Below are 25,615 nucleotides of genomic sequence, written 5' to 3' on the forward strand. Positions count from 1 at the left end.
CTGTTGGGCGCCTTCTTCGATCGCCCGCAAAGCGTCGGCATTATAGCGCCTTGGCCCCTAAGTTGAAACAAAGAAGCCTTAGGAATCATAAGGATAGCGCAATTATGTACAAAAACCGCCAAAAGCCCTGTGATAGACTGCTGCCATGAGCACAAGCAAGCAGGTCAACACCTCCGAACACGCCACCTACCACCACGCCCAGGAGCTTGGTGGCCTGGAGCTGTTAAAAGCCAGTTATCAACAGCAGAACTTCAGCCGCCACACCCACGAAGGCTATACTGTCGGGGTCATCGAGAGCGGAGCCCAGCAATTTTATCGCACCGGTGATAATCACATCGCTCCGCAATACAGCATTATTCTGGTCAATGCCGATCAGGTCCACACCGGTTGTGCCGCGAGCCAGGGCGGCTGGTCCTATCGTGCAATTTACCCAACACCCGAACAGTTCTATCACGCCGACAGCAATACCGGCATCAGCCTGCAGGGCGCTCCTTATTTCCCCAATGCGGTGGTGGAAGATCCGGCCATGGCGGGCATGCTGCGCCACTGTTTCAGTGTGCTGGAATGTTCTGACAATCGCTTGTTGAGAGAGAGCCTCTTGATCAGCTGCCTCCAAAGGTTGGTTGAGCGACACAGCATTGCCAAAGGGTCAGTCACATCCGAGGCCTGCGCGAAACCTCAACTCTTGCGAGCTAAGCAGTTGCTGGACGAAGCCCCTGAACTGGACATCAGCCTTGAAGAGCTTGCCGCACTGGCAGGGATCAGCCAATACCACTTTATTCGACAATTCCAACGCCACTATGAGTTGTCACCTCACGCCTATCAGATACAGGCGCGTCTGCGCAAAGCCAAACAGCTGATTCGTTTGGGCAGCAGTCTGTCCAATGCCGCTCAAGGTGCGGGCTTTCACGATCAAAGCCATTTCCATCGCCACTTCAAGGCCGCTATGGGGATCACCCCCGGGCGCTTTGCCAAGCAAATCCGCAGGAATGTGCAAAACAATCAGCCACGGATTAACTAAGCTGTTGTTTCCATAGCTCAAACTCCAGAGGTTAGAAAAAAGAGAAGTATGCACAGCAGTAAACGTGAGATCTGGCTCGGCACCTTGGCCATGACTCCCTTGAGTATCGCCGTCGCCCCCTGGGGATTCTTGGTCGGCGCCTACGCGTTGGAAGTTGGGCTGAGCCCTCTTGAAGCGCAGTCCCTTTCTCTATTTGTCTTCGCGGGCACCTCGCAATTGGTCGCGCTGGGGCTGATGCAGGCCCAGGCCGGTTTTGTCGCTATCATGCTCACTACCCTGCTGATTACCAGCCGGCACCTGCTCTACAGTATGGCTCTGCGAGATAAGATCAGCCCCCTGCCCGCGCGTTGGCGCTACGGCCTGGGCTTTTTGCTGACCGATGAATTGTTTGTACACACGCCCAGCAATGATGGTAAACCGCTGAACAGATGGTATGCCCTGGGTGCAGGTTTGAGTTTTTACATTGCCTGGAACCTCGCCACCCTGCTCGGCATTATTGCCGGCAGTTCCATCCCCAATCTTACCGAGCTGGGCCTGGAGTTTGCGGTGGTCGCCACCTTCACAGCCATGCTGGTTCCCATGATTCGCTCACTGGCCATTGCCTGTTGCTGTGCCACCGCCAGTACTGTGGCTGTGTTGAGCGCCATGTTGGGCTGGCAAGCCGGTTTATTGCTGGCCATCCTGAGCGGCATGTTTGCGGGTTATCTTTGGGAGCAGGTTAGTGAGTATTTGCAGCTTAAGCGCCCATGGGGCACACCCTCCAACCAGGAGGAGCAGGCATGATCGCACTCACTCTGGCGGCCATGGCCGTAGTGGTTTTCGCCAGCCGCTACCTCTTTCTGGAACCGCGCCTGCCGATGGAACTCGGTCCCAAGCTGCGCCGCCTGATGGGTTATGCCACACCGGCTGTGCTTTCCGCCGTGATTGCTCCCATGGTGCTGATTCATCAGGGCCAACTCAACTCAGATTGGCAAAACCCTTACCTGATTGGCGCCATAGCGGCTGTACTGATTATGCTGTTGAGCAAGAACACCCTGTTGAGCACGGTACTCAGTATGCTGATTTTTGTAGCACTGAAATTCTGGCTATTTGCCTGAGGAAAAACGGCCAGGCCCGGCAAAGCGTCACACCGGGCTTTTCCCTATTCCCTTTCCCTTGTTCTCTAATCTCCACTCTGAATCCCTGATACCTCTCTCAAGCCCATTTAAGCGGTGATTTTTCAAACATCATTACAAATGTTATTGTAAATGGGTATTTTGAGTAATATTCTATAGGAAAGCCAAAACCGTGGATTCATTATGTCTGAACAAGATCTCTTTTCCGAAGGCCTGCAACGACAGACCGCCCGGCGCAAGCTGACTGAGTTATTGGGCGAGCAAACCATTAAAGACCTTCACCGCCGCTCAAACTGGATGGGAGTTTGGTCCATCGCCTCCTGCTGGGGTGCCATCATCATTGCGTTTGCTATGATCGTCTGGGGCCAGCAGCAATCCCTGCTGATCGCCATTCCCACCATCATCGTGGCCCTCGCGCTTCTGGGAGGGCGGCAGCTGGGCTTGGCCATTTTGATGCACGAAGCCTCACATCGGGCACTGTTCGAAAACGTCTGGCTGAACGACAAATTGTCCAACTGGCTGTGTGGCCACATTATTTTTCTCGACGTTGAAAAGTATCGCAAACACCATTTTGTGCATCACGCCAAAACCGGCACCAGCGAGGACATTGATTATTCACTGATTCGCGGATTCCCAACCACCCGAACATCATTAAGTCGAAAGCTGGCGCGTGATTTTTTTGGGCTCACTGGCATCAAAAACCTGATCGGTGTTTACCTAATGAATGCCGGTTATGTGAAATGGACCGTGGCCAGTGATATTGAAAAACTGCCACGAAATGGCCGTAGCCATTTTGAGTATTTTCTGAATTTTTTGAGAGAAGCCTGGCCAAGTCTGTTGGCAAACCTGTTATTGTTTTCGGTGCTCTGGCTAATGGGTCATCCTGAGTTATTTCTGGCCTGGTTTGTTGCCTATCTGAGTCCGTATTTATTATTTACTCGTATTCGCGCATTGGCCGAACACGCCATGACGGAACAAAGCCCTGATATGCTGAAAAATACCCGCAGCACAAAAGCTGGCCTGATCGCCCGAGCGTTGTTTGCGCCTTTCCGGGTGAACTATCATATTGAGCATCACGCTCTGGCTTCAATTCCGTATTGGCAGTTGCCACGTCTGCATAAACTGTTACGAGAAAAAGATGCCATTCCCGAGCCACCCAGTTACTGGTACGTGTTGAATCTGGTGTCATCCAAAAGTCCCCAAACCGCTTAAGCCACAGGTGAGACAATGAGCGAAAAAATTATCGATGTCTGGATGCAGCATCCAAATCTGGAATTTTCAAACCATGAAATGTTTGCATCTTTGCGTCGCTGGAACAAAACCGATGTATTAACCGAAGCCATCCCTCTGGAATGGACACTGGCCGCGATGGATCAAGCGGGTGTAGATAAATCGCTTGCCTGCGCCTGGTCCAGCCCGAATGGGTATTTAATTTCCAATGAAGAAGTGGCCGATCTGGTTCAACGCCTGCCCGATCGCTTTGCAGGTGTCGCCGGCGCAGATTTATCCAAGCCAATGGAGGCCGTGCGCGAGCTGCGCAAATGGGTCACAGAATATGGTTTTAAAGCACTGCGTATTGTGCAGTGGGTCTGGAATCTACCACCGACTGATCGCTTGTATTACCCGCTCTACGCCGAATGCGTCAATCTGGGCATTCCGGTTTGCTTGCAGGTTGGTCACACCGGACCGCTGCGCCCATCGGAAACCGGCCGCCCCATTCCCTACATTGACCAAATTGCATTGGATTTTCCTGAACTGCAAATTGTAGGCGGTCATATCGGTTATCCATGGACCACAGAAATGATTGCCGTTGCGACCAAGCACGAAAATGTCTACATCGACACCTCGGCCTATTCCGCCAACCGTTTCCCGGCAGAACTGGTGGAATTTATGAAACGACACGGCCGGAAAAAAGTCATGTTCGGCACCAACTACCCTATGATTACACCGGAAAAGTGCCTGCGCGATTTAAACAGCCTCGGCATGGATGATGAAAGCCGAGCATTGTTTTTATCCGGCAATGCTGAACGCGTATTTAAACTCTAAAGCCCTGTAGCGGAGTACGGATGACTCCGCTTTCTTCCCCATTCTTCTGAAACTCAAAGCCATGAATGCGACTTTCTATTTTGACTATATCTCTCCATATGCCTATATCGGCTGGCAAAAGCTGTCCGAATTAAAGGACAAGACCGGCTTAAGCATCGAACCCGTTCCAGTGCTCTTCGCCGGGCTCTTGCGAGCCTATGGACAAATTGGCCCTGCCGAGCACCCGGCCAAGCAAAAGTGGATGCAACGAAATATCGCACGCAAATGCGAGGAAATGGGCATTACGATCAAAGCACCCAGATTCCACCCGTTTAACCCCTTATTGGGTTTACGCATTGCTGCCGAAGAAAACGACATCCAACAGCGCCATGCCATCATTGACGCTCTTATGAACGCCGTATGGCAGGAGCAAAAACACATCAGTGAAGAGGCCGACGTCTTTGAAGCACTTGAGAAAGCGGGACTCGATGCCAACGCCTTGATTAAACAAGGGCTTGGCAAAAGTGCCAGTGAGCAATTGAAAAAAAACACGAACGAGGCGATCGAAAAAGGCGTCTTTGGTGTGCCCACCATTATTGTTGGTAACGATTTATTTTTCGGTCAGGACGATTACCGCTATCTCGAACTGCTACTGGAAAATAAAGACCCGAGTAAAAGCGAACAAGCTCAGGAATGGCTGAGCAGTAAGTGGCAAGCATCTTCCATGCGCAAAGAAATGAAAAAATAACGCCAGCAAAAAATCGATAAAAATATTCAGGAAATTCCCACCATGAGTGATTTACAACTGTGGACCGCCGCCACCCCCAATGGCTGGAAAGTCAGCATTATGATTGAAGAACTTCGCGAGGCGGGCCACACTCTGGAAGGTTTGCAGGTTCGAGCCATTGATTTAATGGCAGGCGAACAGTTCGAAGACGAATTCAGCCAGCGTAATCCCAATCAAAAAATTCCGCTGTTGATTGATGGCGAACTCAACATCATGGAAAGCTGTGCCATTGTTCAGTACCTGGCTGAAAAGTATCCCAGTGAGCTTTTGCCTGAACAAGACAAATGGCAAATTCTGCCCTGGGTGTACTGGCAAGCCGCCAATGTTGGCCCGGCTTTTGGTAACAAACTGAGCTACACCCGATATATGAACGACGTTCCCGAAGAACAAAAAGCCCACCCACTCGCCCGCTTTAATAAAGAAGCCCAACGCTTGGCGGGTATTTTGGAACAACGTTTAGGTGAACAGGACTTTATCTGCGGTAAACATTTGTCTATAGCCGATATTGTTGTCTATCCGTGGGTTCGCGGTTGGAAGTGGAGCAAAGTCGACATGAGCGACCGTCCCAATATCCTGGCCTGGCTAAAACGCTTGCGCGCTCGTCCAGCCTTTGAACGGGGTTTGGCTTATGGTGCACCGGAAGGCGAGGTGGATCAGTGGAGTGAAGAAACCAAAGCACGTTATGCCAAAGCGGGAAACCGCATCAGCAAAACCTGAGCCTTAAAGAGACTTCAAACACTTCGGCCCAGATCAATAATTTCGTAAGCCCCCTGTTTGATGGGGCCGAGATGCTCCTTCTCACTCAAACGAGTTTGCATCGCCACACCGAATAAAAAACTGCCGAGAATTGCGGCTCGCTGTCGGCAGTCGGTATCCCTGGCCAGCTCTCCTTCTTTGACGGCACGCTCAAAAAAAGAGGCCAACAGCGTTTGTACCAATTCGTGCTGCATCAATACCCGGTCACGAATGCTCGGCAACTCTGTCAGGCTCGCGGCCACCAAAATAAAATAAGCGCGATAGCCGGCCTTGTGCTGGATGTCTTCAAAGTGCAGATCTGCGTATTTCCGCAAAGCATCCAGACCACTTAACTCATCGACATTTTGCTCCGCAAGGCGATCCACCTGATCCTGATACAGTCGATCCATCAAACGAGCGTACATGGTATCCCGCCGTCCTAAACGCGTCGTTGTCAGCCCGCGGCTATATCCCGCCTCTTTACCAATGCGTTCACAGGTAGCCGCACTCACCCCTTCGCGATTGACGATATCCACTAATGCATCAAACAATTTTTGCTCGGATTCCGCCTTGCGCTCTGCCTGGCTTTTGCGGGTTAGCGGACGACGATCCTGGGGGCTTGGGCTGGGTGAATGTCGATGATTCATAAATAGGGGCTAATAATAGGGTCTAAAACAAGGGCACGGATAACAGGAACAAGAATTACAGGGGCGCGAACTAACCCTGGACCATTGTCAGGCATTGTTTACAGATTCGCCAGCGGCAGTGTAACATATTTGACAATTATCCAATAAGTTAAGGAGTTGCCATGAGCCTGCAACACCCCGCCTTACAAGCTGGCAATGTGGCTGTGATTACCGGCGCAGCCAGCGGTCTGGGCCTGGCCGCGGCCGAGAAGTTCTTATCCCTGGGCATCAAAGTCATGCTCGCCGATATTGATGAAGACGCCCTGCAAAATGCCTATACCCAGCTCAGCCGACACTATTCAGTGGAACAGCTGGCCTCACAGCGCGTGGATGTCAGCCAACTCAGCTCCTTGGAAGCCCTGCGCGACGCCGCGTTCGAGCAATTCGGTCAAGTGAATGTGTTGATGAATAATGCCGGCATCGCCCGTCGCAGCAGCAGCCTGGATAACTACGACAACTGGCAGGCCATTCTGGATATCAACCTCTGGGGTGTCATTCATGGTCAGCAGACTTTTGGGCAGGCCATGATTGATCAGAGTTTACCCGGCATGATCATCAACACCGGTTCCAAGCAGGGCATTACCTGCCCACCCGGTAGCCCGGCTTACAATGTCAGCAAAGCAGCGGTCAAAGCCCTGACGGAGTCTCTCCAACACGAACTGCGCAATATTGATGACGGGCAGCTGAGTGCCCACTTGCTGGTTCCCGGCTTTGTGTATACCGGCATGATTCAGCGTTTTATTCCCGAAAAACCCGAGTTTGCCTGGACCTCAGAACAGACGATCGAGTTTATGATGCAACGCCTTGATGCTGGAGATTTCTACATCATCTGCCCAGATAATGAAACTACGCGGGAAATGGATAATAAGCGTGTACTTTGGGGCGCCACCGACATCAGCCTGAACCGCCCGGCCCTTTCACGCTGGCACCCGGACTATGCGGAAGCATTCGCGCGATATATGGAGGAGGATTAAGAGCACCCGGGCTAAACCGCTTGGGCAAATTCCCTATAGAGACTGTGCCAAATGGATTTGCCCAGCTGATCAAAGCGAATCAGGCTGTCCAAATAACTCGCGCGCAGCTGGGTATCGACCATTTCTTTTGGCAGCATTGGGTCGTAGGCAATGCAACGAATGTACTCATCGCCAATCAGAAAACACTCCCGAGCGGCGGTTTCTGAGTCAAGCTGATTGGCCTTGGCCATCCAATCTTCCATGATCTCCCGGGCATTGCGGTAGTGTTCTTCCAGATCCGCGCGATCCCACAGGGATACCGCACGCTGATGGGAGTCTTCATCCAGCTCATCAATACGGAAGATGATCGCTTCTTCCTCAAGCCCGATACCCTGCAAGCGCTTACGCAACGCGGCCACACCGCCACAAACATTATTAGGACGTACCGCAAGACCCTGCTCCAAAGCACTGAAACCCGCCAATTGCAGTAAACGTTCACGACGACGAAGAGCCGTGCGGTCGCTGCGCCCCAGCATGGCCTGATAAACCCCGATCCAACTGCCATCCCAATCGCAAAGCTTGCTTTCCAGCTCTCGCCAACTGGCCAGATCCGCTGCCAGATTACGCGCCGCCGGCCCTAAGCGATACAAACCGCGCTCCGGCGCCTCGACCATCCCGTCCGAACTCAAACGGGCCAAGGTCACCCGGGCACTGTTTTCGGTGATATCGAACAGCTCGCAAATACGAATAAACACCTGGGAGCTGATGGGATTATCCGACTCCAGCAACAGGTTCAAAATAAGATGTTTCGGTTTAAGCGCCAAAAGCAGGCCTCTTACACTAAGCAAATCAGAGGCTTATAGTGTATGACAAGCGTGGACGACAGCCTAGAGGCAAGGTATTATTCGCCCTCCTTGGCAAAGGCAGATCAAGCCATTCCTATTACCCACCCTTAGCTCAGCTGGATAGAGCGTCGCCCTCCGGAGGCGAAGGCCAGAGGTTCGAATCCTCTAGGGTGGGCCATCAAACAAACCCAACGCTGCGACATCAATTCTTTGCTCAGTATCTTTGTACATTTTATGCAAATAGAGCCTTATATGTTGCTAAAACCCTAAATAGAAACTAATATGTTTCTATAGCCAAAATAGCAACTTATATGTTTTATCATGACCAATCTACTTAAACAGATGAAAAAGCGCAGGATTGATCTCGGTCTTAAGCAGCATGACATGATGCTTAGGGTCGGCATGTCTCGGCAGCAATATCAACGTCTGGAGTCAAAGGGCAATCCACGGCTTGATACGCTTGAGCTGATTGCCAAAGGCCTGAAAAGCGAGCTTCTCTTGATTCCTCAAGAGAAGCTCGATGCCGTAATAACGGTATTAGCGGAGGAAAACCCTGATTTGACCTCTACGCGAAAATCGGCTGACGGAAAAAAATTACTCTCTGACGACCCATGGCAAGGACTATTGGGAGATGAGGAATGAACGGTCAATCCCAAGAGGAAATCAATGTCTTGCAGCTAATGCTGCATGGTCATCTGGTCGGCTATTTAGCGGGATTCAAGAATGGCCGCAATGTGCTGAGTATCGCGGACGAATTTAAGAACAACCCTGAGCGCCCTACCCTTAGCCTGATTACGCACCCCAAATTCCCGAATTCCGATAAAGTCATGTCCGAGCCTTGGGCTAAAAACCAACGGTTACATCCCCTTCTCTCCAACTTATTGCCTGAAGGCTCATTACGAGAGCTTATTGCGCAAGGCCTTAAAGTCCATGTCGACAACGAATTTCATATTCTTTCCTACTTGGGTGAAGATTTGCCCGGGGCACTAATCGCTACGCCAATGGAGCCTGAAGATGTACCGGATAAGGTGTTAAAAGCACATGGAAAAGCCAAGGCGGTAAAACTTGAGAAAGGAGTTCAAGAAAATAAGTTTTCTCTTGCTGGCGTGCAAATGAAGTTTTCAATGAAAGAAAAGGACGGTCGATATAATCTTTCTAAAGGCGATGTTCTGGGTGATTGGATTATCAAAACGCCTTCCACAAAATACAAAGACGTGCCACTAAACGAATACACCGCCATGTCTTTGGCAGCTTTAGCGGGCGTAGATATTCCTGAAATAAAGCTGGTTGAACCTGATAAGCTAGAAAACCTGCCTCAAATTAACCTGCCGGATGAAAAATTGGCGTTTGCCATCAAACGATTTGATCGTAACGAGGACATACGCGTTCATATGGAAGATTTCGCCCAGGTTTTGGTGAAGCATCCGCACGAAAAGTACACATCAGCCAGTTACGAAAATATCGGCAAAGTGATTTATGACTATTCAGGGGACGGTTTAGCCGATGCTCAGCAGTTTGCCCGCAGGCTTTTGGTAAATATTCTTCTAGCCAATGGAGATGCGCACCTTAAAAACTGGAGCTTGCTCTACGCTGATCAGGTGACTCCGCGCCTGTCACCCGCCTACGATATTGTAACGACTAAGGTGTACATCACGGATGAAAAGAAATATGCATTGAACCTGGGAAAAACAAAAGAGTGGTACACCGTTACCATGGCACACTTTCAGTCTTGGGCTGAAAAGTCGGGAATACCCTGGCGGGCGATAAAACCCCATCTGAATGACACGATGGAAAAAGCCAGAATACTCTGGCCAGAAGCGCTTAAAGATTTACCAATGAATGATAAACACAAAGCAGGCCTGAGAGATCATTGGGGCCAACTTAAAGCCGATTTCAAAATAGGGTCACCCTAAGCAGTAACACTAAAACCGCCCCCAAATTCCAGAGAATTGGTTCCGCCATTTACCAGGATAGGTATTAAGCAAGTAACGGATCAATCAGTGCCTTCCAGTCATTAAGATCCGATTTATGATCAACGGGAACATTATCTCCGTTATTCACAAAGAAGGTGGGCGTAGCCCAAACAGACTTTGTTGCCGCATATCGAATCGGGGTACGAGCATCAATGTAGATGTCATTACTTGCCAAGCGCTCCAGGAAAACGTCACGATTCACACCCGCATGTTCTTCAGCCAAATCGGCTGCATACTGACGTAAGTCATCGTGTGTTTTGTGGAAAAACGCCGCATTATAGAACTGCTCCTGGCGTTGATACACAAAGCTTGTGAAGTCTCTGAATTTTCCCGCATCTCCTTCCGCAAAAGCGAACAGCCCCAAACTAATATCCCAAGCCTGCCGATGGTTGCTTAGGGTTATCATATGGACCCGGAGGCTCAGAGATTCATTTTTATAATGATCTACCACCGCCATTAATGTTGGCCAGGCGGCGCGCGAGTGCGGACATTGTATGTCGATAAACGCGTCGAGCGTAACAGCCGCCGCTGGTTCACCGAGAAGAAAGCCGCTCGGGCGATGGGGGATAGGAATAGCCATGTTTACAACTCTCTTAAAGAATTTTGACACTAAGCGTAAGCTCCAACCGCCAGGTTGGGCATCAATAACGATAGCATGATTTTGTTAAATCGCGTTATTTCGGTGTTTTGCCGTCTCAGTGCTGGAACTTCATAGCCGGAACAACGTCGAGGTTGAACCCTGATGCTAACGACTGCGCGGTGCTATTTGGAAAAACACAAAGAGCAACACAACCACGAGGCAGGCAGCTGCCTCAGGATGAAGTTGTGCTGAGCAGTACTTTTTAACGGGCAATGGACATTTGCTCATCAGGAGCCAGTTTTTGAACATGATTAAACATCGGCAACGACAATAGAGCCGCCATAAAACTGATGCTGAAAAGAGCGCTGAAAATCATTCCGCCACAAATAACGGCGGCGAGCCCCCGGTATATTTCGGCGCTGCTGGCCGGGCTGATCATCAGTGGAAGCATTCCAAGGATGCTGGTGCCAGTACTCATATAGATTGCGCGTTTACGCGTTGCTATCGCTTCCATCACTGCCTCGTTTTGAGACAAACCTTGATGCAGACCCTGTTGGTACTGGCTGGCCAACAAAATAGCGTTATTGATTACGAGTCCCATTAAAATAATAAAGCCAATCATGGTGATGATGTCGAGATTTTGAGCAACAAAGAGATTCAATAATTTCAGGTTGAGCATGCCCCCAAAGATCGCCAGAGGCATAGACAATAAAACCGCAGCGGCCAATTTCCAGGATCTCAGGCTCAGGTACATCAAAATGGCCAGAATAATGAGTGCCGCGAGAAATATTTGAATAAACTCCTCTAGAAACTCGGCCAGTTTATCGGCGCTACCACGATAACTCAGATGAAGACCCGGATGGTGTGCACTCATGTAGCTGGCGATATCTGGTCGCAGCTGTTCAACGAACTCGCCCATTGCTTGACCCTCGGGCGGCGTCACGGAGATTGAGGTGGCCAATTCCCGGTTGACCCGGAAGATGGATTCCGGAGCCAATTTTATTGTCGCATCCGTAAGTTGTCTCAGGGGAATCAGGCCATGAGATGCGATAAAAATTTCTGTATCCAGAAGTTCGTCCAGGTACTTCGGCTCCTTACCTTTGAAATAGAAAGGCAGGGTATTCGAACCATCGTAGAAATCCCCCAGATACACACCGCCACTCAATGCCAGTAAATGTCGATTCAGTTCGTCCGGGCTGATTCCCAAATGTATTAACTGATCCTGCTTGGGAGCAAACTCTACGCGAGTGGCACGGTTTTCAAGAGGTGTGCCCTCTTCGATTCGCGCGGCCGGGTACTGCTTCTTCAAATGGTCCAGCAAACCTCGGCCCGCCAACTGCAAACTGGCCATGTCTGCTCCGAGAATATCCAATTGAGAGACTCGGCTATTGGGCATTGCGAATCGCAATAGACCGCCCTGTACCGCGAAGACCTGCACCCCCACCAGATCATGGGTGATTGTGCTTTCCAGCCACGTTTTCAGTTCCGGAAATGCTTTCTCACCATCGGTGTAGAAGTAAATTTGGCAGCCGGTAGGAAAACAAAACATGCCATGGGTTCGGATACCCAAGTCTTGTCTCTGCTCAAGCTGCCGCTCTACCCTCGCAACCATCACTTTAGCGTATTCCCTTTCGATGGTTTCTACCGAGAGAGGATCTTCAAAGCTGACAAAACCAGAAAGAATATTTTGTTTGGGGTCAGGTAGCACATCCACCGGAGGGCGCATCCATAAACTCGCTGCAATCGCAAAAGGAACGGCCAACACGACTAGCCCAATCGCCGCCGTCCGATTGAATAACGGAGCGACCAGTAAACGTGAAAACTTTCGGGAAGTTTCGCTGGGCTCCGAATTCATGCTTACTTGGGGTTCAACAGGATCATTTTCCTGTGGCGACAGAAAGCGACGATATAATATTGGTAACACCAACAAAGCAAATAGCGCGGATGCCGCCAGAGCGGCCGAGATGGTAAAAGCCAAATCCCGAAACAATCGTCCCTCTGCGGACTCCATAAACAACATGGGTAGAAACACAATAATGCTGGACAAAATCGAAGAAAATAGAGCGACCCTCACCTCCTGCATCGCTTGTTCAATGCTTTTTTGATTTTTATGTTTCTCACCCACTGAATCCCGGGAATGTGTTCGATTCTGAATCCGATTCAAGGTTTCCACCACGATAATCGCAGCATCCAGAATCAATCCAATCGACAGAGCCATGCCGGCCAGGGAAATAACATTGAGACTGTAATCCCCCAGAGCCATTAGTAACACCACAATGGCCAAACAAAACGGAATGCTCAAGAATACCAGCGCAACAGAACGTGCATGCCTCAAAAAATAGTACAGAACACCACAGGCCAGAACGGCACCGAGAACCAGGCTGCCGTATACCAGCAACAAGGCATTTGTGATGGCCACAGAATCGTCCCGGCTGATAGCGATTTCAATACCACTGGCTTTTAACGGACCATCATTGAGACGTTTCATTACCTGTTTAATGGTGTCGATGGCTTCTAATGCATTAATATTGTTCCCTGGCTGCAAAAAGAAATACAGAGAGCGCTTCCCTTCCAGAGCAAAATAGCCCCAATCTGACGCCAGGCGAGTTTCAATGGTAGCGATGTCACGCACACGAATGATATGTTGATCTTTTACCGCGACCGCTACTTGAGCCAACTGCTCCAAGGACAATTGACCTTTGAACTGCAAATCGTATTCACGTGCCCCAAAGTGCAAGGTGCCTCCCGAACGATCAGCAAAGCCGCTCAACTTTGAAATAAGATCCGCTTGATTCAGTGAATACTTGGCCAACAGTTTCGGACTGAACTCGATATCAACCCGGCGATCAATCGGCGTACCAACCACCGCCCCGGCGATGCCAGATATATTGGCGAAAGCTGGCTCAACGTAAAATTTATACGCATCGATGAGCGCTTCCGGGTCACTGACAGACTTATCCTTGTGATAAACAAAGAAACTCGCCAGCGTCGCACTCGCACCATTGCTATAGTCTTCGATGAAGGGCTTCGGAACTTGACTTGGCCAGTTTGGAACCTGGCTGGAGGCCGACAGTACATCAATATAGGCTTGCTTCATATCCGCACCCGGCTGAAACGTCAGTACTGTCGTCGCGGTATCTGCGCGAATTTCCGAGCGCATCTCACTCATCTGTGCAATACCGGCCAGTTGCTGTTCAAGGGGAGCGATTAAACTCTGTTCGATTTGAGTGGCGGTTTTTCCGGACCATCGGCTGAACAGTTCGATTTGCGGCCTCGAAATATCGGGCAACAAACTGTTCGGCAAACCCAGCCCGGAAATCGCACCGGCTGCGATAATAATCAGAGTACAAGCCAGTATGAATGGCGCGAAGCGATTTGAAATATTCACGAGCGCTCACCTATGCCCTGAACCTGCTGCTGTTCCTGTAGCTTTTTTTGCCCTCTTACCACGACAGTATCACCAGCTCTCAAAGGAGAGCGCACAACAAAATAGTCTTTACTGGTCGAAATAATCTGCGGATTAATTTTACTGACGGTATTGTCCGCATTGAGTTGCCAGAGTTCATAGCTGCTTCCGGCGAGGGTAATGGCATCATAGGGAACACGGCTTATGTCCTGATAGCGTTGCTGAATGTCAACTTTTACCCGCTGCCCAACCAGCAAAGGTGGACCGTTAAATCGCCGATAGTCGAAATACGCTCGCAGGTTCTGGGTTTCAATATCGACGTCCTGACTTAATTCACGCAGTGATAAATGACCGCTGATATCGTTTGAAGACGGGGCCTGCGCCGAATCAGCAGCCAGTAGAAACTGTACTCCGGCCAATGCACTGGCCGAAGCGACTGAACCCTCGTCAATATTCTCTTCCGTGAGAGGCGCGGTTAGTAAATCCAGTGCCTGGGCCGTGCTCAGGGGCAACTTGCATTCCAGCTGCTTCTGGTCCAGCGGCAATAATTGAAAGAGCGTTTGTCCCTGACCTAGCTGCTGACCGGGCTCTGCACTGACCTCAAGCACCTGTGCATCAAAGGGTGCCCGATGCTGCAAGCGCTCAATTCTTCTTGTGAGTGTGCGCATCTGATTAGAGAGCGCCTCAAGCTTTAACTCAGCGGATGTTCGTACCAGCGTTGCCTGGTTCAACTGGGCATTGGCCACCAGTTTTTGCTGATCCAGTACATCCAAGCGTTGGTGCTCACTGATCGCATGCTCAAGTTCAGCTTTGGCTTGCTTTTGGTCAATCTCGAGCTGCTTCAATTCCTGCTTTAGGTAAAAATCATCTTGCTCAGCAACCAACTGGCCAGCTTTGACCCGGCTGCCTACCGGCAGAATGCTCATTAATTCCGCATCACTGTGGCTGTCTGCCTGGAACACAAAGGGCGTGCTTACCACACAATAAAGCGCTTTGCTGAGCCCTTGCTGCCAGGCTTTGACCTTGGCGGTTTTAACCTTTGCGAGAGGAATCTCTTCAGCATTGGCTGAACTAACAACCATCAACATACTGAGAATCCAAACAAACAAGATTCGATGTAAATGCGCTCGTGATGAGCAAATAGAAAAGGGAAAGCCCAAACGAGCTTTCGGTACAGCGGCCATTTTTCTCATAGCTTGCCTTTTGGTCAGCGGTTCTTTTGAATCTCCGAATGACGGTCTGAATGCTCCAGCTCAATGTTCAGATCGTCGCCCCGGATTTACAGGCGAGCAGTTCAGCAAATCCCGCCGTGACCCACCAATGAGCTTTTAGGATCTTCTGTTACCATGGTGTAAAATAGCTGATCACAAATAATCACAAGCTCAAGTTATTGATTTAATGGGAAATTTTGAAAATTCAAACCCGCAGGAACAAAAGCTGCTCATTGCCGATTGGCAGTTCGATCCTGCCCGCTGTGAGCTTTCGCAGGGCGATAATGTTGTAAAACTGGAGCCCCTGCTGTGCGACTTTTTGCAATATTTGGCAAGTCGAGCAGGACAGATTGTTACCCGCGAAGAACTGCTTGAGCATGTTTGGCAGGGCCGTGTGGTCTCAGATGATTCACTGCGCCGGGCCGTGAAAAAGCTGCGACTGGCGCTGGGCGATGACGCCAGAAATCCGCGCTATATAAAAACCAAGCCGTTGCAGGGCTATATTCTCGTAGCCAAGGTCAGTGAGCAGAAAGTACCGAAAGTTAAATCATCGATTGGTCGTTGGCCGCAAATTGCTCTGATCACTTTATTGGCCGCAGGCCTGTATATCGCCCTGGGGAAGCAATGGTTCGAGCAGGGCGCTCCCCAGCAAGCTGAGAAAACCCCATTAAAGGAAACTGCCCTTACCTCCCTAACGGGATCGGAGATTGAAGGAAGCTTCCATTCCGAGAGCCAGCGATTGCTTTTTACCTTGCGTAACCACAGCAATGAAGACCTTCACTTATACACCAAAGATCTCAACAGCTCATTTGTTCAAAAAATAAGCCATGGTGAAGGCAACTTTTATCGAGGTACCTTTTCTCCGTCCGGCAGGAAGGTTGCGTACAGCCATCAAAGCAATCAGAAGGAGCATCCTGAAATTTACATTGCCGACTACGATCCGGCACTTGGCCTGAGCAATGTCAAAGCCCTTGGGGTTAGCGATAACACCAATTCACTGAGCAGTTGGTCGGCCGATGGCAAATCCCTGTACTTTTTTTATGAAACCCAACACAGCGACCCATGGGAAATCTATCGCTACCGACTCGACAACGGCACCATCGAGCAGGTCACTTATTCCAGTAAACAAGGTTACGGGGCTTTTTATGCGAAGGAATCCCCGGATGGGCGCTACCTCGCCATTCTCAAAAACCTCGTAGGCCGTCGCTACGCGATAACCTTGATGGACATGCAAACCAACAGTCTGGTGGCAGAACGCATTCTGAACTTCTTCAGCGACAAGATTTTATGGTTGGATGAGCGCAGCATTGTCAAAACCAAGGACGGAAGCCAGGCAAATTTGGTCATTGGCAGCTTCAAGGGCGATATCTACTACTACAGTATTGAAGCCGACCGCTTGTGGGAACAAAGTGGTACGGCGCCGGGGCTTAATGATATTTTCTATGACTGTGGCCCACGCTGTTTCTTTATGCGTCGTCACACCATGAATTATACTGATGTGCTGGAAGTTACAAATCCCTTTATCCCCGCCACCTCAACACCCCGGCTTCAACTGGAATCCAACAAGGCTGAGTTTCACCCCATCTACAGCCATGACGGTGATGCACTCTTCTACACCCAAAAAGATGAAAACCAGGCCGTTATTGTCCGGCACAAACTTAATGAAGAGCCACAGAGCCTTTGGACATTTAACCCTCGACACGTTGTCCGCGAGCTGGTGCAAAGCCCCGACCAACGATTTCTGGCGGGGAGACTGGAAGATCGCTTGTTCTTACTGGATCTCGAAAGCCTTGATCTGAAATTTATCAGCAGTGAGCTTGAAAAGGTCGGCCCGCCATCCTGGAGCCGTGACAGCCAAGCAATCTTTTTCTCTCGAATTAAAGAAGACAACAGTGATCTGTACAGCTATCAAATGTCCAATGGAGAAATCCGTTATAAAGAAGGGAATATCAGCTACCTGAAACAGCTTGCGGATGGACGAGATTTTCTTATCGATCATGACTTAAAACTCCACCAAGTAGATGGCCAGGGAACAAGACATTTTATCCAGGCTTTTTCCCATCTAAGCGGCAGCACCTGGCAGATACAAAACAACTATTTGTATTTCAGTGAACCAACTTACGGCAACACCTATCTTGTACAGCTTGATCTCAACAACAAGCAGAAACGTAAACACCTACTGGCGAAAAGCCCGGACTCTTGGGAATTTCATATACACCCCAAAGGTGATCGACTTCTAATGACTCGATTCCAGGCAGCGGACAGTGATCTGGTTAAAGTTGAATGGCCTGAGCCGACTCAAGCCAAATAGAGCACATAGTTTTTATCTCACGATCTGCAAGCTTTCACGGCTTCGAAACCAGGGCCGGCCAAAACGTTCACCATTGGCCTGGATGATTTCAGCTGTGACCCCTTCTTCATCAACGTTGATCTTCATATAGTTGTTACGGGTGCAGGCTGTGCGTTTGCCATAGCTAAGATGGCCATGATCTTCTTCGTTCTTGAACTCAAAAAACTCAACGCGATACTCGCTCGCGTCTTCTCGATCTGCGGGAGCGTCCCGTAACTGTTGCCGAGATTCCAGCAAAGGCCCATCTTCCAACTTGGGCAAAAGCATTTCATTGTCGCTTACCGGTTGTACACCAAAGACAATCCAGTTAATAGCGCTGGATATCAAACAGGGCAAAGCAAAATTTTCCTCATCGTCTCGGCGTTTGATCTCCACAATATTGGATAAGTGAATATCGCCGCTCAAGAAAATAGGCATTGTTGTTATCTCAGGGCAGGTACGGATTTTATCCAGCAGTCTTTTTCTTTGCTCTGGGTATGAGCGCCAGGTGTCATCATGCTCAAATTCCAATTCATTATCCGGAACCTCTTCTTCATTCTCACCATATCTGGCGTCGGCATTAATATCTGGCGCCAGGGGTACGGGTGACACCACAAATTTGTAACGTTGCCCATCACCTTGCTTTAGAAATTCAATCAAACGATGATATTGGCCTTCATCACGGAGTATGTTCGCTCCAGCTTGATTAGGGTCAGTTCTTTCGGAACGCACATCCAAAACCAGAAAATCAGCCAGACCCCAACTGAATTCATAGCCCCAGTGTTCGGGTTTTTCCTGCCACTGGTCCGTACGCTCGGGATCCAATACCCTGGCACATTGCCGTAAACCATCAATTTCATCGGCTTCGGCAAAATGTCTTTGGTAACTTCCACTCATGGAATCTTGGTAAGCAAGATACGCGGTAAGCCCTTGCAACAAGGTTTTTGAATTCTTATAGCCTTCCTGCCCATCGCAATTGGGATCATACAAGTAACCCTTCCAATTATTCTCAATTTCATGATCATCAAAAATCCTGAAGGTCGGCATCTGGCCCATGAGCTTTTGGAAGTGCTTTTGTCGATAGTAGGATCGATACTTACGGAAGTAGCCTTGCACTCTCTGGGGTTTAGATTGACCGACGATCCATGCAGGAAGAATATTCAAACCGTGGGTGCCAGGATGATCGCAATAGACCTGATCTCCCATCAACATCATAAAATCGGATTGGCTGTCCCCCGAGGATTCAATGCGTTTATAAACCTCCTGCCCTCTTCGGAAAAGGCCGTAGCCTTTATGTGAGCATGAACCGCTTAAAAAGGTAAATCCACTGTTGGGATCTGGAGCCGGGCGGCATGAACCTTTGGCGGTTCTACGGGAATTTGACCAGCTCAATGTTGAAGGGTCTTCAATAGTCTGATGTTCTGCCACCAGCGTGACTTGTACAGAAACTTCTTGCTGTTCTCCATTAAAATCGATTCGCTTAATACCAATAAAATCGAGATTGTCATGAAGGGGAATATCATCGTATTGCCAATTATTCTCGCCAATTCGATATCGCAGCACCGCCTTCTGTGATCGTCGACCGCGAATCCAGACAATGGTAGATTCTTGTGTGGTATAGCCAAACATGGGCCCAAGGCTAGGCTTTTTACAACGGACAGGCATGGGTAACATCCTCTGTTTTTATTATTTTTTATTCAGCTTATGATGACGCACTCACCCCGTATTGACAAGTTGGATTTAGAAACCGTTTTCTCCCGTTCGCTTTAAGGCCTGTCGAAATAATCACAATGCCAGCCCACAGCTTGTCCTCTGGACTGACATTATTTATTAGCGCTTGCCGAACACCAAGACTCTAGGGCTTATTTACTTTTGCGTTCAACGCCTTGGCCCATCCAACAATTTGTCCAGAAATCTTGTCCTCCCAGCGGCCGGGCTTGCCGTGAAATGAATCACTTGGAGATTCATGTAATGTACCCCAATGATCCAGCAGCGGGTATTTAAATATCTCTACATTGCGGTTGCCATTGGCTTTGAGCGTGGCAGCGATCATATCAATATCGTACTCTGACATTATCCAATCGTGACGTCCCCAGCGAACTCGAGCGGGGGCTTTAAGGTTGGCCCATCCACCTTCAAAGTTGAAATCCTGGAATTGGTGATAGAAGCTCATCGGGCGACCGTACATATGTTCCGGGCCGTGATAATTGTATTTGCCCAACTCGGGATTGCTTTTAATCACATCGGCATAGGATTTTTTATCAATTAACATGCCGTAATACAAAGGAATGTAAGCCCGATTAATTTGCTGTTGAATGTCGGACTGACTCAAACCCTGCATGGATTTTATGCGCCGCTCAATTTCAAGCATATGTTCAAACCAACTGCGGAAAAAAGGTCCATCGGAAATAATCCCATTGAGTTGGTATTTATTGGCCAGATACGGCGCCAGAGTGCTACCCATGCTATTGCCATAGACAATTACTCGCTGACGATCAACGTCGTCACGCTTTAACAGCATCTGCAGTGCGGTTTCATAAACCTGAAGCTCAGTCGCAAAATCGGTTTGCGAGCAGTTACCTTCGCTGTCTCCAAGACCCGGTTTTTCAACCCGCATCACCAACATATTGGAATCGCGAACCACGTCCTTCAGCAACCGAATGTAGTTAGAGCGGCGCTTGGGCAATATCTCAATACTGGAACAGCTAAGCCCCTGCACCACAAAGATGGCAGGCCATTGCTTTTGCGTCGCTTCTTTGGGGTGAGTGACAATGGTGCGAATACCCAGACCATCCGGGTTTTTAAACGATCCATAAAGGGTGTTGATTCCGGGATGTTGCTCCCTGGCGAGGGGCGGAAAGTTCGCCTGGGCTGATCGCGTCTGTCCATCTCTTTGATAGCGAATACGGTATGGTTTGTCCCCCACCAGCGCATCGCTGATGTCATGCCACTGGGTTGCCTTATCCATCTTCTCGCCATCAAATTCAATGATGAAATCCCCTTTCTGCAAGCCCGCCTGATCAAGCGGAGACGATGGCGTAAGCTCTCTGATTTCAACGCCGTTTTCGGTCGGTGCCTTGAATTTTGCCTGCCAGGCAGCACGTCGCTCCAAAGACTCGGCTGAACTGATCGCAGCCATCATCGTGAACAGCACAATGCTAATCTGGCGGCGAAGGTGTTTGCGTAGGTTTCTCATAGGTTCCCCCTGAATAGGTGTTTTCGGGAGCAATCCTAGGGAAACCCAGGCGGCCAATGTTCGAAATTATGTCAACTTTCGGGTTTTTTATACGATGAACGACTTTGTCATGATGTTTTCCAAGGGCTTGGGGCGCACATACCTGCTGCCTGTTTATCAAAATCGAGTCGCCAAACACATCGCTTTTTGGTTGCTGTACTACATCAGTTTCAGTTTGATCTGGGCTCGTGACGGCAACTACTTTGCGTCATTCTACCTGGAATTTGTCTTGTTGCCGGCCCGTCTGATCGCCGCTTACACGATGCTGTACCTGTTGATACCCCGCTACCTCTTGAAACGCAACTACCAGCAGTTTGTCCCTCTGTACATAGCACTGCTGATGGGCAGTGCGCTATTGCATTGTGTGTCGGATTACTTCTTCTACCAAGGCCTTCTACTCAATGAACAAGGACCGCTGTTGACCCTGTCCGGCCTGAGCCGCAGCGTGATGTTAATCAACTCAACCGTGTTGTTTCTGTCGGCGGTGAAGATATTTCAACTGTACCTTATGGAAGTTGAAAATAATAAGGGCCTTCAGCCCGAGCACTTGGCACTGAAATCCAATCGTCGTACTTATATTGTCTCACCCTCCGACATTCGTTATGTCGAAGGCATGGGTAACTATGCCAATTACCATATGAAGGATGGTCGCAAGATTGTCGTTTACACCTCAATAAAGGCTGCACTAGAGCAATTATCAGAGTGCTTTGTTCGCGTACATCGCTCCTATATCGTAAATAGCGAGCACATCGAGTCCTTCAGTCAAGACTGTGTGTATGTTGGGGGCGAGGAAATTCCACGTTCTAAACATATTGCGGATGAACAGCTACTCGCTGGACTGGTTTGAGTCGGCGTTTTCATCTCAAGCTAATCAAGTTTCTTGCCAATATCTAGACAAGAAATCCACATCGCTTCGTTACATCCCCCAGTCCCTTGGATGAATCGGGGGCCCAGCCTAGTATTGAGTTCATCCTCTGCACAGCGGATTCCGAGACGCTGTAACAAGGCCTATTATGAAAAGCTTACCGCTTTACCTTACGTTGACGGGCACACTGCCCGTCTTTTTTTGTACCTTCACGCTTCTTGCTGGGGTAGACGTTCTTCCTGTATTGGGAAATACCCGGAATGTTCTGGCTGTATATTGCCTGCTTATTGTCTCGTTCATGGCAGGCAGTCTCTGGGGTCATCAGTCCACCAATAGCCGACAATCAAAGGCCTTGTTTCTCGCCCTCAGTAATATTATCGCCGTCGCTGTGTGGCTCGCGTATTTGTCGCTCTCACATTGCCTGCAGCTTCTGCTTTTTTCTGTCGGCTTTCTTCTGCTACTGGCGGCGGACAAATCTCTCTTGCACCGAGGCCTGATCACTGAGGATTACTTCACGCTGCGCATTATCGGAACAAGTATTGTGCTCACTAATTTTCTGATTGTTGGATTTTTTACATGACTCGTATCGCGATTATCGGCGCAGGCTTCAGCGGCCTGAGCCTGGCCACATTGCTAAAAGACAAGGCAGACATCACCGTATTTGAAAAAGCACGCGGTATCGGTGGCAGATTATCTACGCGGCGAGGAGAGCCTTACGCTTTTGACCATGGGGCTCAGTACTTCACGGCTCGAGAGGAAGCCTTCCAGGAATTTCTTCGCCCTCTGTTAATGAAAGGGCTGGTTCGCCGCTGGGATGCAAAATACGCACGCTATGACAGCAACCGAAAAATCAGCTTTACCGATTGGAAACTTGACGAGCCCCGTTATGTAGGTACCCCCGGCATGAACAGCCCACTGAAGGAACTGGCCAAACAACACCATGTTCGCCTGAACTGCCGGGTCACTAAAATCGAGCGGGATTCTGATTGGCAGCTTTTTGATCAGGAAGGCAATAACCTTGGGCAGTTTGATTGGGTCATTTCCACAGCACCCACACCCCAGACAGGTGCTCTTTTTCCGGATACATTTCAGTATATATCCGAGATTTGTCATGCTGAAATGTACCCCTGCTTTGCTTTAATGCTGGGATTTGAAGAAGCACTAGGCTGGGATTTCGATGCCGCTCATATCGACAATTCGGATTTAAGCTGGTTGGCGATCAACAGCAGTAAGCCACAGCGGCCCTCGAAGCAAACACTTGTTGCTCACTCTTCAATTGGTTTTGCAGCCGAGTATGCAGAACGCCGTCATGAAGAAGTGATCAGAAAATTGTGCCTGGAAATCGAGCGAGTTACTGGGTGTTATGTTGGGCACTCCCAGCACACCGCTCTGCATTTTTGGCGCTATGCCAACAGCGATCGAAGTATTCAATACGACAGCCTGATCGATCAGAATTTAAGATTGGCAGCCTGTGGTGATTGGTGCAACGGCGGTCGTGTTGAAGGCGCTTTTATGTCAGCACATCGTTTGGCCGAGCACCTGGAGTCGTTGATTCAATGAACACACCCATAAACAATGTCGCTGTGATTGGTTCTTCAGGGGCCATAGGACGAGGCTTTGTAGAATACTTTTCAGCGCACCACCCCGATGCGTTGATTCACGCCTTTTCGCGGCAGGTACCGAGCAACACCACTCGAAACATACACTACCACAATATTGATTACTTGAACGAAGATTCCCTGCAGTACGCTGCCGAAATAGCGTCAATCGATAAACCATTGGATAGGATCGTGCTCGCAACCGGCTTACTCCATGACAAGGAACTCAAGCCGGAAAAAACCTTCAAGAGCCTCAGTAGAGAAAGCCTGCAACGCCTGCATGAGATCAATACCATCGTACCTGCGTTGGTAGCGAAACATTTTCTGCCGACCTTGAATCGCGAGAAAACTTCGGTGTTTGCCGCTCTGTCTGCTCGGGTTGGCAGCATTTCAGATAATCAATTAGGCGGTTGGTACGCCTATCGCACCTCAAAAGCCGCCCTTAATATGCTGATCAAAAGCTTTGCTCTGGAGATGAAAATGAGGAACAAGCAGGCTATCGTGGTTGGCTTGCACCCCGGTACGGTAGACAGCGCACTGTCGAAACCCTTTCAAGGAAATGTACCTGAAGGAAAACTGTTTACGGTCGACTATTCTGTTAACAAGTTGATGGAGGTTGTCGAGAACCTAAACACCGAAAACAGTGGGCAATGTATCGCCTGGGATGGGCAAGAGATTCTACCCTGACGCTCATTGCAAGCTGGATAAATACTGTTGCGCAGTTTCCAGAATGTCACTCTGATTCTCAGAAGACTTGGCATCCCAGTTTTTATAGCTCATTGTCATTCTCGGATTTTTGGCAAAACGTTCCCGATGGGTTTCCAGAAAATACCAGTACAGGCTATTCAAAGGACATGCGCCCTCACCCGCTGCTTTCTTAACATTGAATGTGCAGGACCGGCAATGGTCACTCATCCTGTTCATGTAGGCACCGCTCGCCACATAAGGCTTGGTTGCCAATAGCCCCCCATCTGCAAACTGACTCATGCCTCGGGTGTTGGGCAACTGCACCCACTCAATCGCATCCGCGTAGACCCCCAAGTACCATTCATCCACCTGATCAGGGTCGATACCCGCCAATAAGCAATAGTTGCCAATCACCATCAGACGTTCAATATGGTGAGAGTAAGAGCGTTCAAGGGCATGCTGCAACGCACTGCGCAAACAATGCATATCTACGTTTGCGTTCCAGAAAAAATCCGGAAGTTTTCTATCCGAGGCCAGAAAGTTGGATTGCTTATAGCCGGGCATATTTGTCCAGTAAATGCCACGCACAAACTCTCGCCAACCTAGAATCTGCCGAACAAAGCCTTCCAGTTGGGCAAGATCGATCTCCTCTCGGTCTCGATACTGTTGAATAGCTACCTTGATCACTTCATCCGGAGACAAGAGTTTACAATTCAGTGAGAACGACAATCGGGAATGATAAAGGCTCCAACTGTGTTCGCTCTGCCCCGTCATGGCATCCTGGAAACGACCAAAATTAGGTAAACAATATTGGCAAAACCAATGCAATAACCGTAGGGATTGCTCGCGATTAACCGGCCAATCAATTTTGCTCTTGGCAGCCCCGATGGTTTTGACCTTATGGGTTTCAAGAAGGTCAGCAATGTCATTCACATCGTTTTCAAACACCAAGGGCTCTGGAATATCAGGGATGTCTTTTTTTGCCAGCTTTTTTCGATTGTCACTGTCGAAGTTCCAACGCTCACCCTCAGGGCCACCGTCACACATTAAAATGTCAAAACGCTTTCTCAGTGCTCGATAGAAAAACTCCATCTTTTTGTGTTTCCCAGGACTAAAGTACTTTGACAACTCCTGTTTTGGCAAAAAGTAGTGTTCACTCTCAACGATACCGACATTCAGCTTGGCCTTTGCCTGAATACGCTCGATATGTTGCTGGAGGCGAAATTCGTCCACTTCCTGAAACAACAGGGATTCCGGCTGATATTGCTCAATAATCGGATGCAAAACCTCTACGAGCGTGTTTTTTCCATCACACTGATTAAGATCCAGATACAGAACTCTGTGCCCAGCGGCTTTCAGATCGGCCGAAAAGGCCCTCATGGCGGCGAAAAAGGCGCTGATCTTCTGATGGTGGTGGCGAACGTAGGCCAGTTCCGAAGGCATTTCAGCCATTACATAAAGGCACGCAGTGTTCACATCAGCAAACCAGCTGTGCTGAATGTTAAGCTGGTCTCCGAATAAAAAGCGCAACTCTACAGTCTTGGTCATCACGTTCCCGGGCAAT

23 protein-coding genes and 1 tRNA gene are annotated in these 25,615 nt (G+C 49.4%); 16 read left to right on the forward strand and 8 right to left on the reverse strand.

The features are described 5' to 3' along the window. Nucleotides 1-145: 145 nt before the first annotated feature. The 7 genes from G8768_RS01295 to G8768_RS01325 all read left to right on the forward strand — a co-directional run bounded on the left by G8768_RS01295 (nt 146) and on the right by G8768_RS01325 (nt 5,665). Nucleotides 146-1,021 (forward strand): AraC family transcriptional regulator, encoded by an 876-nt coding sequence (locus G8768_RS01295; RefSeq protein WP_166852618.1) that lies wholly within the window; start codon nt 146-148, stop codon nt 1,019-1,021. A 48-nt stretch (nt 1,022-1,069) separates the two neighbouring features. Then, nucleotides 1,070-1,804 (forward strand): AzlC family ABC transporter permease, encoded by a 735-nt coding sequence (locus G8768_RS01300; protein ID WP_166852615.1) that lies wholly within the window; start codon nt 1,070-1,072, stop codon nt 1,802-1,804. Then, nucleotides 1,801-2,118: an AzlD domain-containing protein gene (locus G8768_RS01305; protein ID WP_166852612.1), complete on the forward strand. Its 318-nt coding sequence runs from the start codon at nt 1,801-1,803 to the stop codon at nt 2,116-2,118. The genes G8768_RS01300 and G8768_RS01305 overlap by 4 nt, the downstream gene beginning before the upstream one ends. A gap of 201 nt (nt 2,119-2,319) precedes the next feature. Continuing rightward, entirely contained in the window at nt 2,320-3,348 is a 1,029-nt protein-coding gene (locus G8768_RS01310; RefSeq protein WP_166852609.1) for a fatty acid desaturase family protein, read from the forward strand. A gap of 15 nt (nt 3,349-3,363) precedes the next feature. Further along, complete coding sequence (locus G8768_RS01315) at nt 3,364-4,182, forward strand: amidohydrolase family protein (RefSeq protein ID WP_166852606.1); 819 nt, start codon at nt 3,364-3,366, stop codon at nt 4,180-4,182. Between the two features lie 61 nt (nt 4,183-4,243). Continuing rightward, nucleotides 4,244-4,909 carry a 2-hydroxychromene-2-carboxylate isomerase gene (locus tag G8768_RS01320; RefSeq protein WP_166852602.1) on the forward strand — a complete coding sequence of 222 codons (666 nt, stop codon included), beginning with the start codon at nt 4,244-4,246 and terminating at the stop codon, nt 4,907-4,909. Between the two features lie 42 nt (nt 4,910-4,951). Next, nucleotides 4,952-5,665, forward strand: a complete 714-nt coding sequence (locus G8768_RS01325) for a glutathione S-transferase family protein (protein WP_166852599.1) — start codon at nt 4,952-4,954, stop codon at nt 5,663-5,665. Nucleotides 5,666-5,679: 14 nt separating this feature from the next. Here G8768_RS01325 and G8768_RS01330 read toward each other — a convergent pair whose 3' ends face one another. Next, nucleotides 5,680-6,330: a TetR/AcrR family transcriptional regulator gene (locus tag G8768_RS01330; RefSeq protein WP_166852596.1), complete on the reverse strand. Its 651-nt coding sequence runs from the start codon at nt 6,328-6,330 to the stop codon at nt 5,680-5,682. A gap of 161 nt (nt 6,331-6,491) precedes the next feature. Here G8768_RS01330 and G8768_RS01335 point away from each other — a divergent pair, with 161 nt between their 5' ends. Next, nucleotides 6,492-7,343, forward strand: coding sequence for an SDR family NAD(P)-dependent oxidoreductase (locus G8768_RS01335; protein ID WP_208020050.1), 852 nt, complete (start codon nt 6,492-6,494; stop codon nt 7,341-7,343). Nucleotides 7,344-7,354: 11 nt separating this feature from the next. Here the strand turns inward: G8768_RS01335 and G8768_RS01340 are convergent, their stop codons facing one another. Further along, complete coding sequence (locus tag G8768_RS01340) at nt 7,355-8,146, reverse strand: PaaX family transcriptional regulator C-terminal domain-containing protein (protein WP_166852593.1); 792 nt, start codon at nt 8,144-8,146, stop codon at nt 7,355-7,357. Nucleotides 8,147-8,268: 122 nt separating this feature from the next. On the opposite strand from G8768_RS01340, the gene G8768_RS01345 reads away from it, so the two are divergent. The 3 genes from G8768_RS01345 (at nt 8,269) to G8768_RS01355 (ending at nt 10,080) form a co-directional block, all read left to right on the forward strand. Then, nucleotides 8,269-8,345: transfer RNA gene (locus G8768_RS01345), tRNA-Arg, on the forward strand. A 143-nt stretch (nt 8,346-8,488) separates the two neighbouring features. Next, the gene (locus G8768_RS01350) at nt 8,489-8,809 is read left to right on the forward strand and encodes a helix-turn-helix transcriptional regulator (protein WP_166852590.1); all 321 of its coding nucleotides are present in this window, start codon (nt 8,489-8,491) and stop codon (nt 8,807-8,809) included. Then, a complete protein-coding gene (locus tag G8768_RS01355) occupies nt 8,806-10,080 on the forward strand; it encodes a type II toxin-antitoxin system HipA family toxin (protein ID WP_166852587.1) in 1,275 nt (424 codons plus the stop codon). Before G8768_RS01350 ends, G8768_RS01355 begins: the two co-directional genes overlap by 4 nt. A gap of 64 nt (nt 10,081-10,144) precedes the next feature. Here G8768_RS01355 and G8768_RS01360 read toward each other — a convergent pair whose 3' ends face one another. The 3 genes from G8768_RS01360 to G8768_RS01370 all read right to left on the reverse strand — a co-directional run bounded on the left by G8768_RS01360 (nt 10,145) and on the right by G8768_RS01370 (nt 15,214). Then, entirely contained in the window at nt 10,145-10,720 is a 576-nt protein-coding gene (locus G8768_RS01360; RefSeq protein WP_166852584.1) for a DsbA family protein, read from the reverse strand. Between the two features lie 262 nt (nt 10,721-10,982). Beyond that, a complete protein-coding gene (locus tag G8768_RS01365) occupies nt 10,983-14,108 on the reverse strand; it encodes an efflux RND transporter permease subunit (protein WP_166852581.1) in 3,126 nt (1,041 codons plus the stop codon). Beyond that, nucleotides 14,105-15,214: an efflux RND transporter periplasmic adaptor subunit gene (locus G8768_RS01370; RefSeq protein ID WP_166852576.1), complete on the reverse strand. Its 1,110-nt coding sequence runs from the start codon at nt 15,212-15,214 to the stop codon at nt 14,105-14,107. The genes G8768_RS01365 and G8768_RS01370 overlap by 4 nt, the downstream gene beginning before the upstream one ends. A 310-nt stretch (nt 15,215-15,524) precedes the next feature. Between G8768_RS01370 and G8768_RS01375 the strand changes: the two genes are divergently transcribed. Further along, a complete protein-coding gene (locus G8768_RS01375) occupies nt 15,525-17,648 on the forward strand; it encodes a winged helix-turn-helix domain-containing protein (RefSeq protein WP_166852573.1) in 2,124 nt (707 codons plus the stop codon). Nucleotides 17,649-17,660: 12 nt separating this feature from the next. Here the strand turns inward: G8768_RS01375 and G8768_RS01380 are convergent, their stop codons facing one another. Together G8768_RS01380 and G8768_RS01385 are read right to left on the reverse strand one after the other, a co-directional pair. Continuing rightward, complete coding sequence (locus G8768_RS01380) at nt 17,661-19,331, reverse strand: alkaline phosphatase D family protein (protein ID WP_166852570.1); 1,671 nt, start codon at nt 19,329-19,331, stop codon at nt 17,661-17,663. A 190-nt stretch (nt 19,332-19,521) separates the two neighbouring features. After that, a complete protein-coding gene (locus tag G8768_RS01385) occupies nt 19,522-20,862 on the reverse strand; it encodes an alpha/beta fold hydrolase (RefSeq protein WP_166852567.1) in 1,341 nt (446 codons plus the stop codon). Nucleotides 20,863-20,956: 94 nt separating this feature from the next. On the opposite strand from G8768_RS01385, the gene G8768_RS01390 reads away from it, so the two are divergent. The 4 genes from G8768_RS01390 to G8768_RS01405 all read left to right on the forward strand — a co-directional run bounded on the left by G8768_RS01390 (nt 20,957) and on the right by G8768_RS01405 (nt 24,051). Next, entirely contained in the window at nt 20,957-21,748 is a 792-nt protein-coding gene (locus tag G8768_RS01390) for a LytR/AlgR family response regulator transcription factor (RefSeq protein ID WP_166852564.1), read from the forward strand. 166 nt (nt 21,749-21,914) lie between these two features. Beyond that, nucleotides 21,915-22,346 carry a DUF3429 domain-containing protein gene (locus G8768_RS01395; protein WP_166852561.1) on the forward strand — a complete coding sequence of 144 codons (432 nt, stop codon included), beginning with the start codon at nt 21,915-21,917 and terminating at the stop codon, nt 22,344-22,346. Continuing rightward, nucleotides 22,343-23,326 (forward strand): NAD(P)/FAD-dependent oxidoreductase, encoded by a 984-nt coding sequence (locus tag G8768_RS01400; RefSeq protein WP_166852558.1) that lies wholly within the window; start codon nt 22,343-22,345, stop codon nt 23,324-23,326. Before G8768_RS01395 ends, G8768_RS01400 begins: the two co-directional genes overlap by 4 nt. Then, on the forward strand, nt 23,323-24,051 hold the full coding sequence (locus tag G8768_RS01405; protein ID WP_166852555.1) for an SDR family NAD(P)-dependent oxidoreductase: 729 nt from the start codon (nt 23,323-23,325) through the stop codon (nt 24,049-24,051). Before G8768_RS01400 ends, G8768_RS01405 begins: the two co-directional genes overlap by 4 nt. Nucleotides 24,052-24,054: 3 nt before the next feature. Here the strand turns inward: G8768_RS01405 and G8768_RS01410 are convergent, their stop codons facing one another. Then, nucleotides 24,055-25,599 carry a cryptochrome/photolyase family protein gene (locus tag G8768_RS01410; protein ID WP_166852552.1) on the reverse strand — a complete coding sequence of 515 codons (1,545 nt, stop codon included), beginning with the start codon at nt 25,597-25,599 and terminating at the stop codon, nt 24,055-24,057. Between the last annotated feature and the right edge of the window lie 16 nt (nt 25,600-25,615).

Source organism: Pseudoteredinibacter isoporae (assembly GCF_011602085.1).
GTDB lineage: Bacteria > Pseudomonadota > Gammaproteobacteria > Pseudomonadales > Cellvibrionaceae > Pseudoteredinibacter > Pseudoteredinibacter isoporae.

What these genes read in the sequence shown, in the direction of transcription:
- G8768_RS01355 (WP_166852587.1), top strand. Translation starts at nt 8,806, where the DNA reads ATGAACGGTCAATCCCAAGAGGAAATCAATGTCTTGCAGCTAATGCTG.
- G8768_RS01320 (WP_166852602.1), top strand. Translation starts at nt 4,244, where the DNA reads ATGAATGCGACTTTCTATTTTGACTATATCTCTCCATATGCCTATATC.
- G8768_RS01380 (WP_166852570.1), bottom strand. Translation starts at nt 19,331, where the DNA reads ATGCCTGTCCGTTGTAAAAAGCCTAGCCTTGGGCCCATGTTTGGCTAT.
- G8768_RS01405 (WP_166852555.1), top strand. Translation starts at nt 23,323, where the DNA reads ATGAACACACCCATAAACAATGTCGCTGTGATTGGTTCTTCAGGGGCC.
- G8768_RS01395 (WP_166852561.1), top strand. Translation starts at nt 21,915, where the DNA reads ATGAAAAGCTTACCGCTTTACCTTACGTTGACGGGCACACTGCCCGTC.
- G8768_RS01295 (WP_166852618.1), top strand. Translation starts at nt 146, where the DNA reads ATGAGCACAAGCAAGCAGGTCAACACCTCCGAACACGCCACCTACCAC.
- G8768_RS01315 (WP_166852606.1), top strand. Translation starts at nt 3,364, where the DNA reads ATGAGCGAAAAAATTATCGATGTCTGGATGCAGCATCCAAATCTGGAA.
- G8768_RS01305 (WP_166852612.1), top strand. Translation starts at nt 1,801, where the DNA reads ATGATCGCACTCACTCTGGCGGCCATGGCCGTAGTGGTTTTCGCCAGC.
- G8768_RS01310 (WP_166852609.1), top strand. Translation starts at nt 2,320, where the DNA reads ATGTCTGAACAAGATCTCTTTTCCGAAGGCCTGCAACGACAGACCGCC.
- G8768_RS01350 (WP_166852590.1), top strand. Translation starts at nt 8,489, where the DNA reads ATGACCAATCTACTTAAACAGATGAAAAAGCGCAGGATTGATCTCGGT.
- G8768_RS01385 (WP_166852567.1), bottom strand. Translation starts at nt 20,862, where the DNA reads ATGAGAAACCTACGCAAACACCTTCGCCGCCAGATTAGCATTGTGCTG.
- G8768_RS01300 (WP_166852615.1), top strand. Translation starts at nt 1,070, where the DNA reads ATGCACAGCAGTAAACGTGAGATCTGGCTCGGCACCTTGGCCATGACT.
- G8768_RS01335 (WP_208020050.1), top strand. Translation starts at nt 6,492, where the DNA reads ATGAGCCTGCAACACCCCGCCTTACAAGCTGGCAATGTGGCTGTGATT.
- G8768_RS01330 (WP_166852596.1), bottom strand. Translation starts at nt 6,330, where the DNA reads ATGAATCATCGACATTCACCCAGCCCAAGCCCCCAGGATCGTCGTCCG.
- G8768_RS01390 (WP_166852564.1), top strand. Translation starts at nt 20,957, where the DNA reads ATGAACGACTTTGTCATGATGTTTTCCAAGGGCTTGGGGCGCACATAC.
- G8768_RS01325 (WP_166852599.1), top strand. Translation starts at nt 4,952, where the DNA reads ATGAGTGATTTACAACTGTGGACCGCCGCCACCCCCAATGGCTGGAAA.
- G8768_RS01375 (WP_166852573.1), top strand. Translation starts at nt 15,525, where the DNA reads ATGGGAAATTTTGAAAATTCAAACCCGCAGGAACAAAAGCTGCTCATT.
- G8768_RS01410 (WP_166852552.1), bottom strand. Translation starts at nt 25,599, where the DNA reads ATGACCAAGACTGTAGAGTTGCGCTTTTTATTCGGAGACCAGCTTAAC.
- G8768_RS01370 (WP_166852576.1), bottom strand. Translation starts at nt 15,214, where the DNA reads ATGTTGATGGTTGTTAGTTCAGCCAATGCTGAAGAGATTCCTCTCGCA.
- G8768_RS01400 (WP_166852558.1), top strand. Translation starts at nt 22,343, where the DNA reads ATGACTCGTATCGCGATTATCGGCGCAGGCTTCAGCGGCCTGAGCCTG.
- G8768_RS01360 (WP_166852584.1), bottom strand. Translation starts at nt 10,720, where the DNA reads ATGGCTATTCCTATCCCCCATCGCCCGAGCGGCTTTCTTCTCGGTGAA.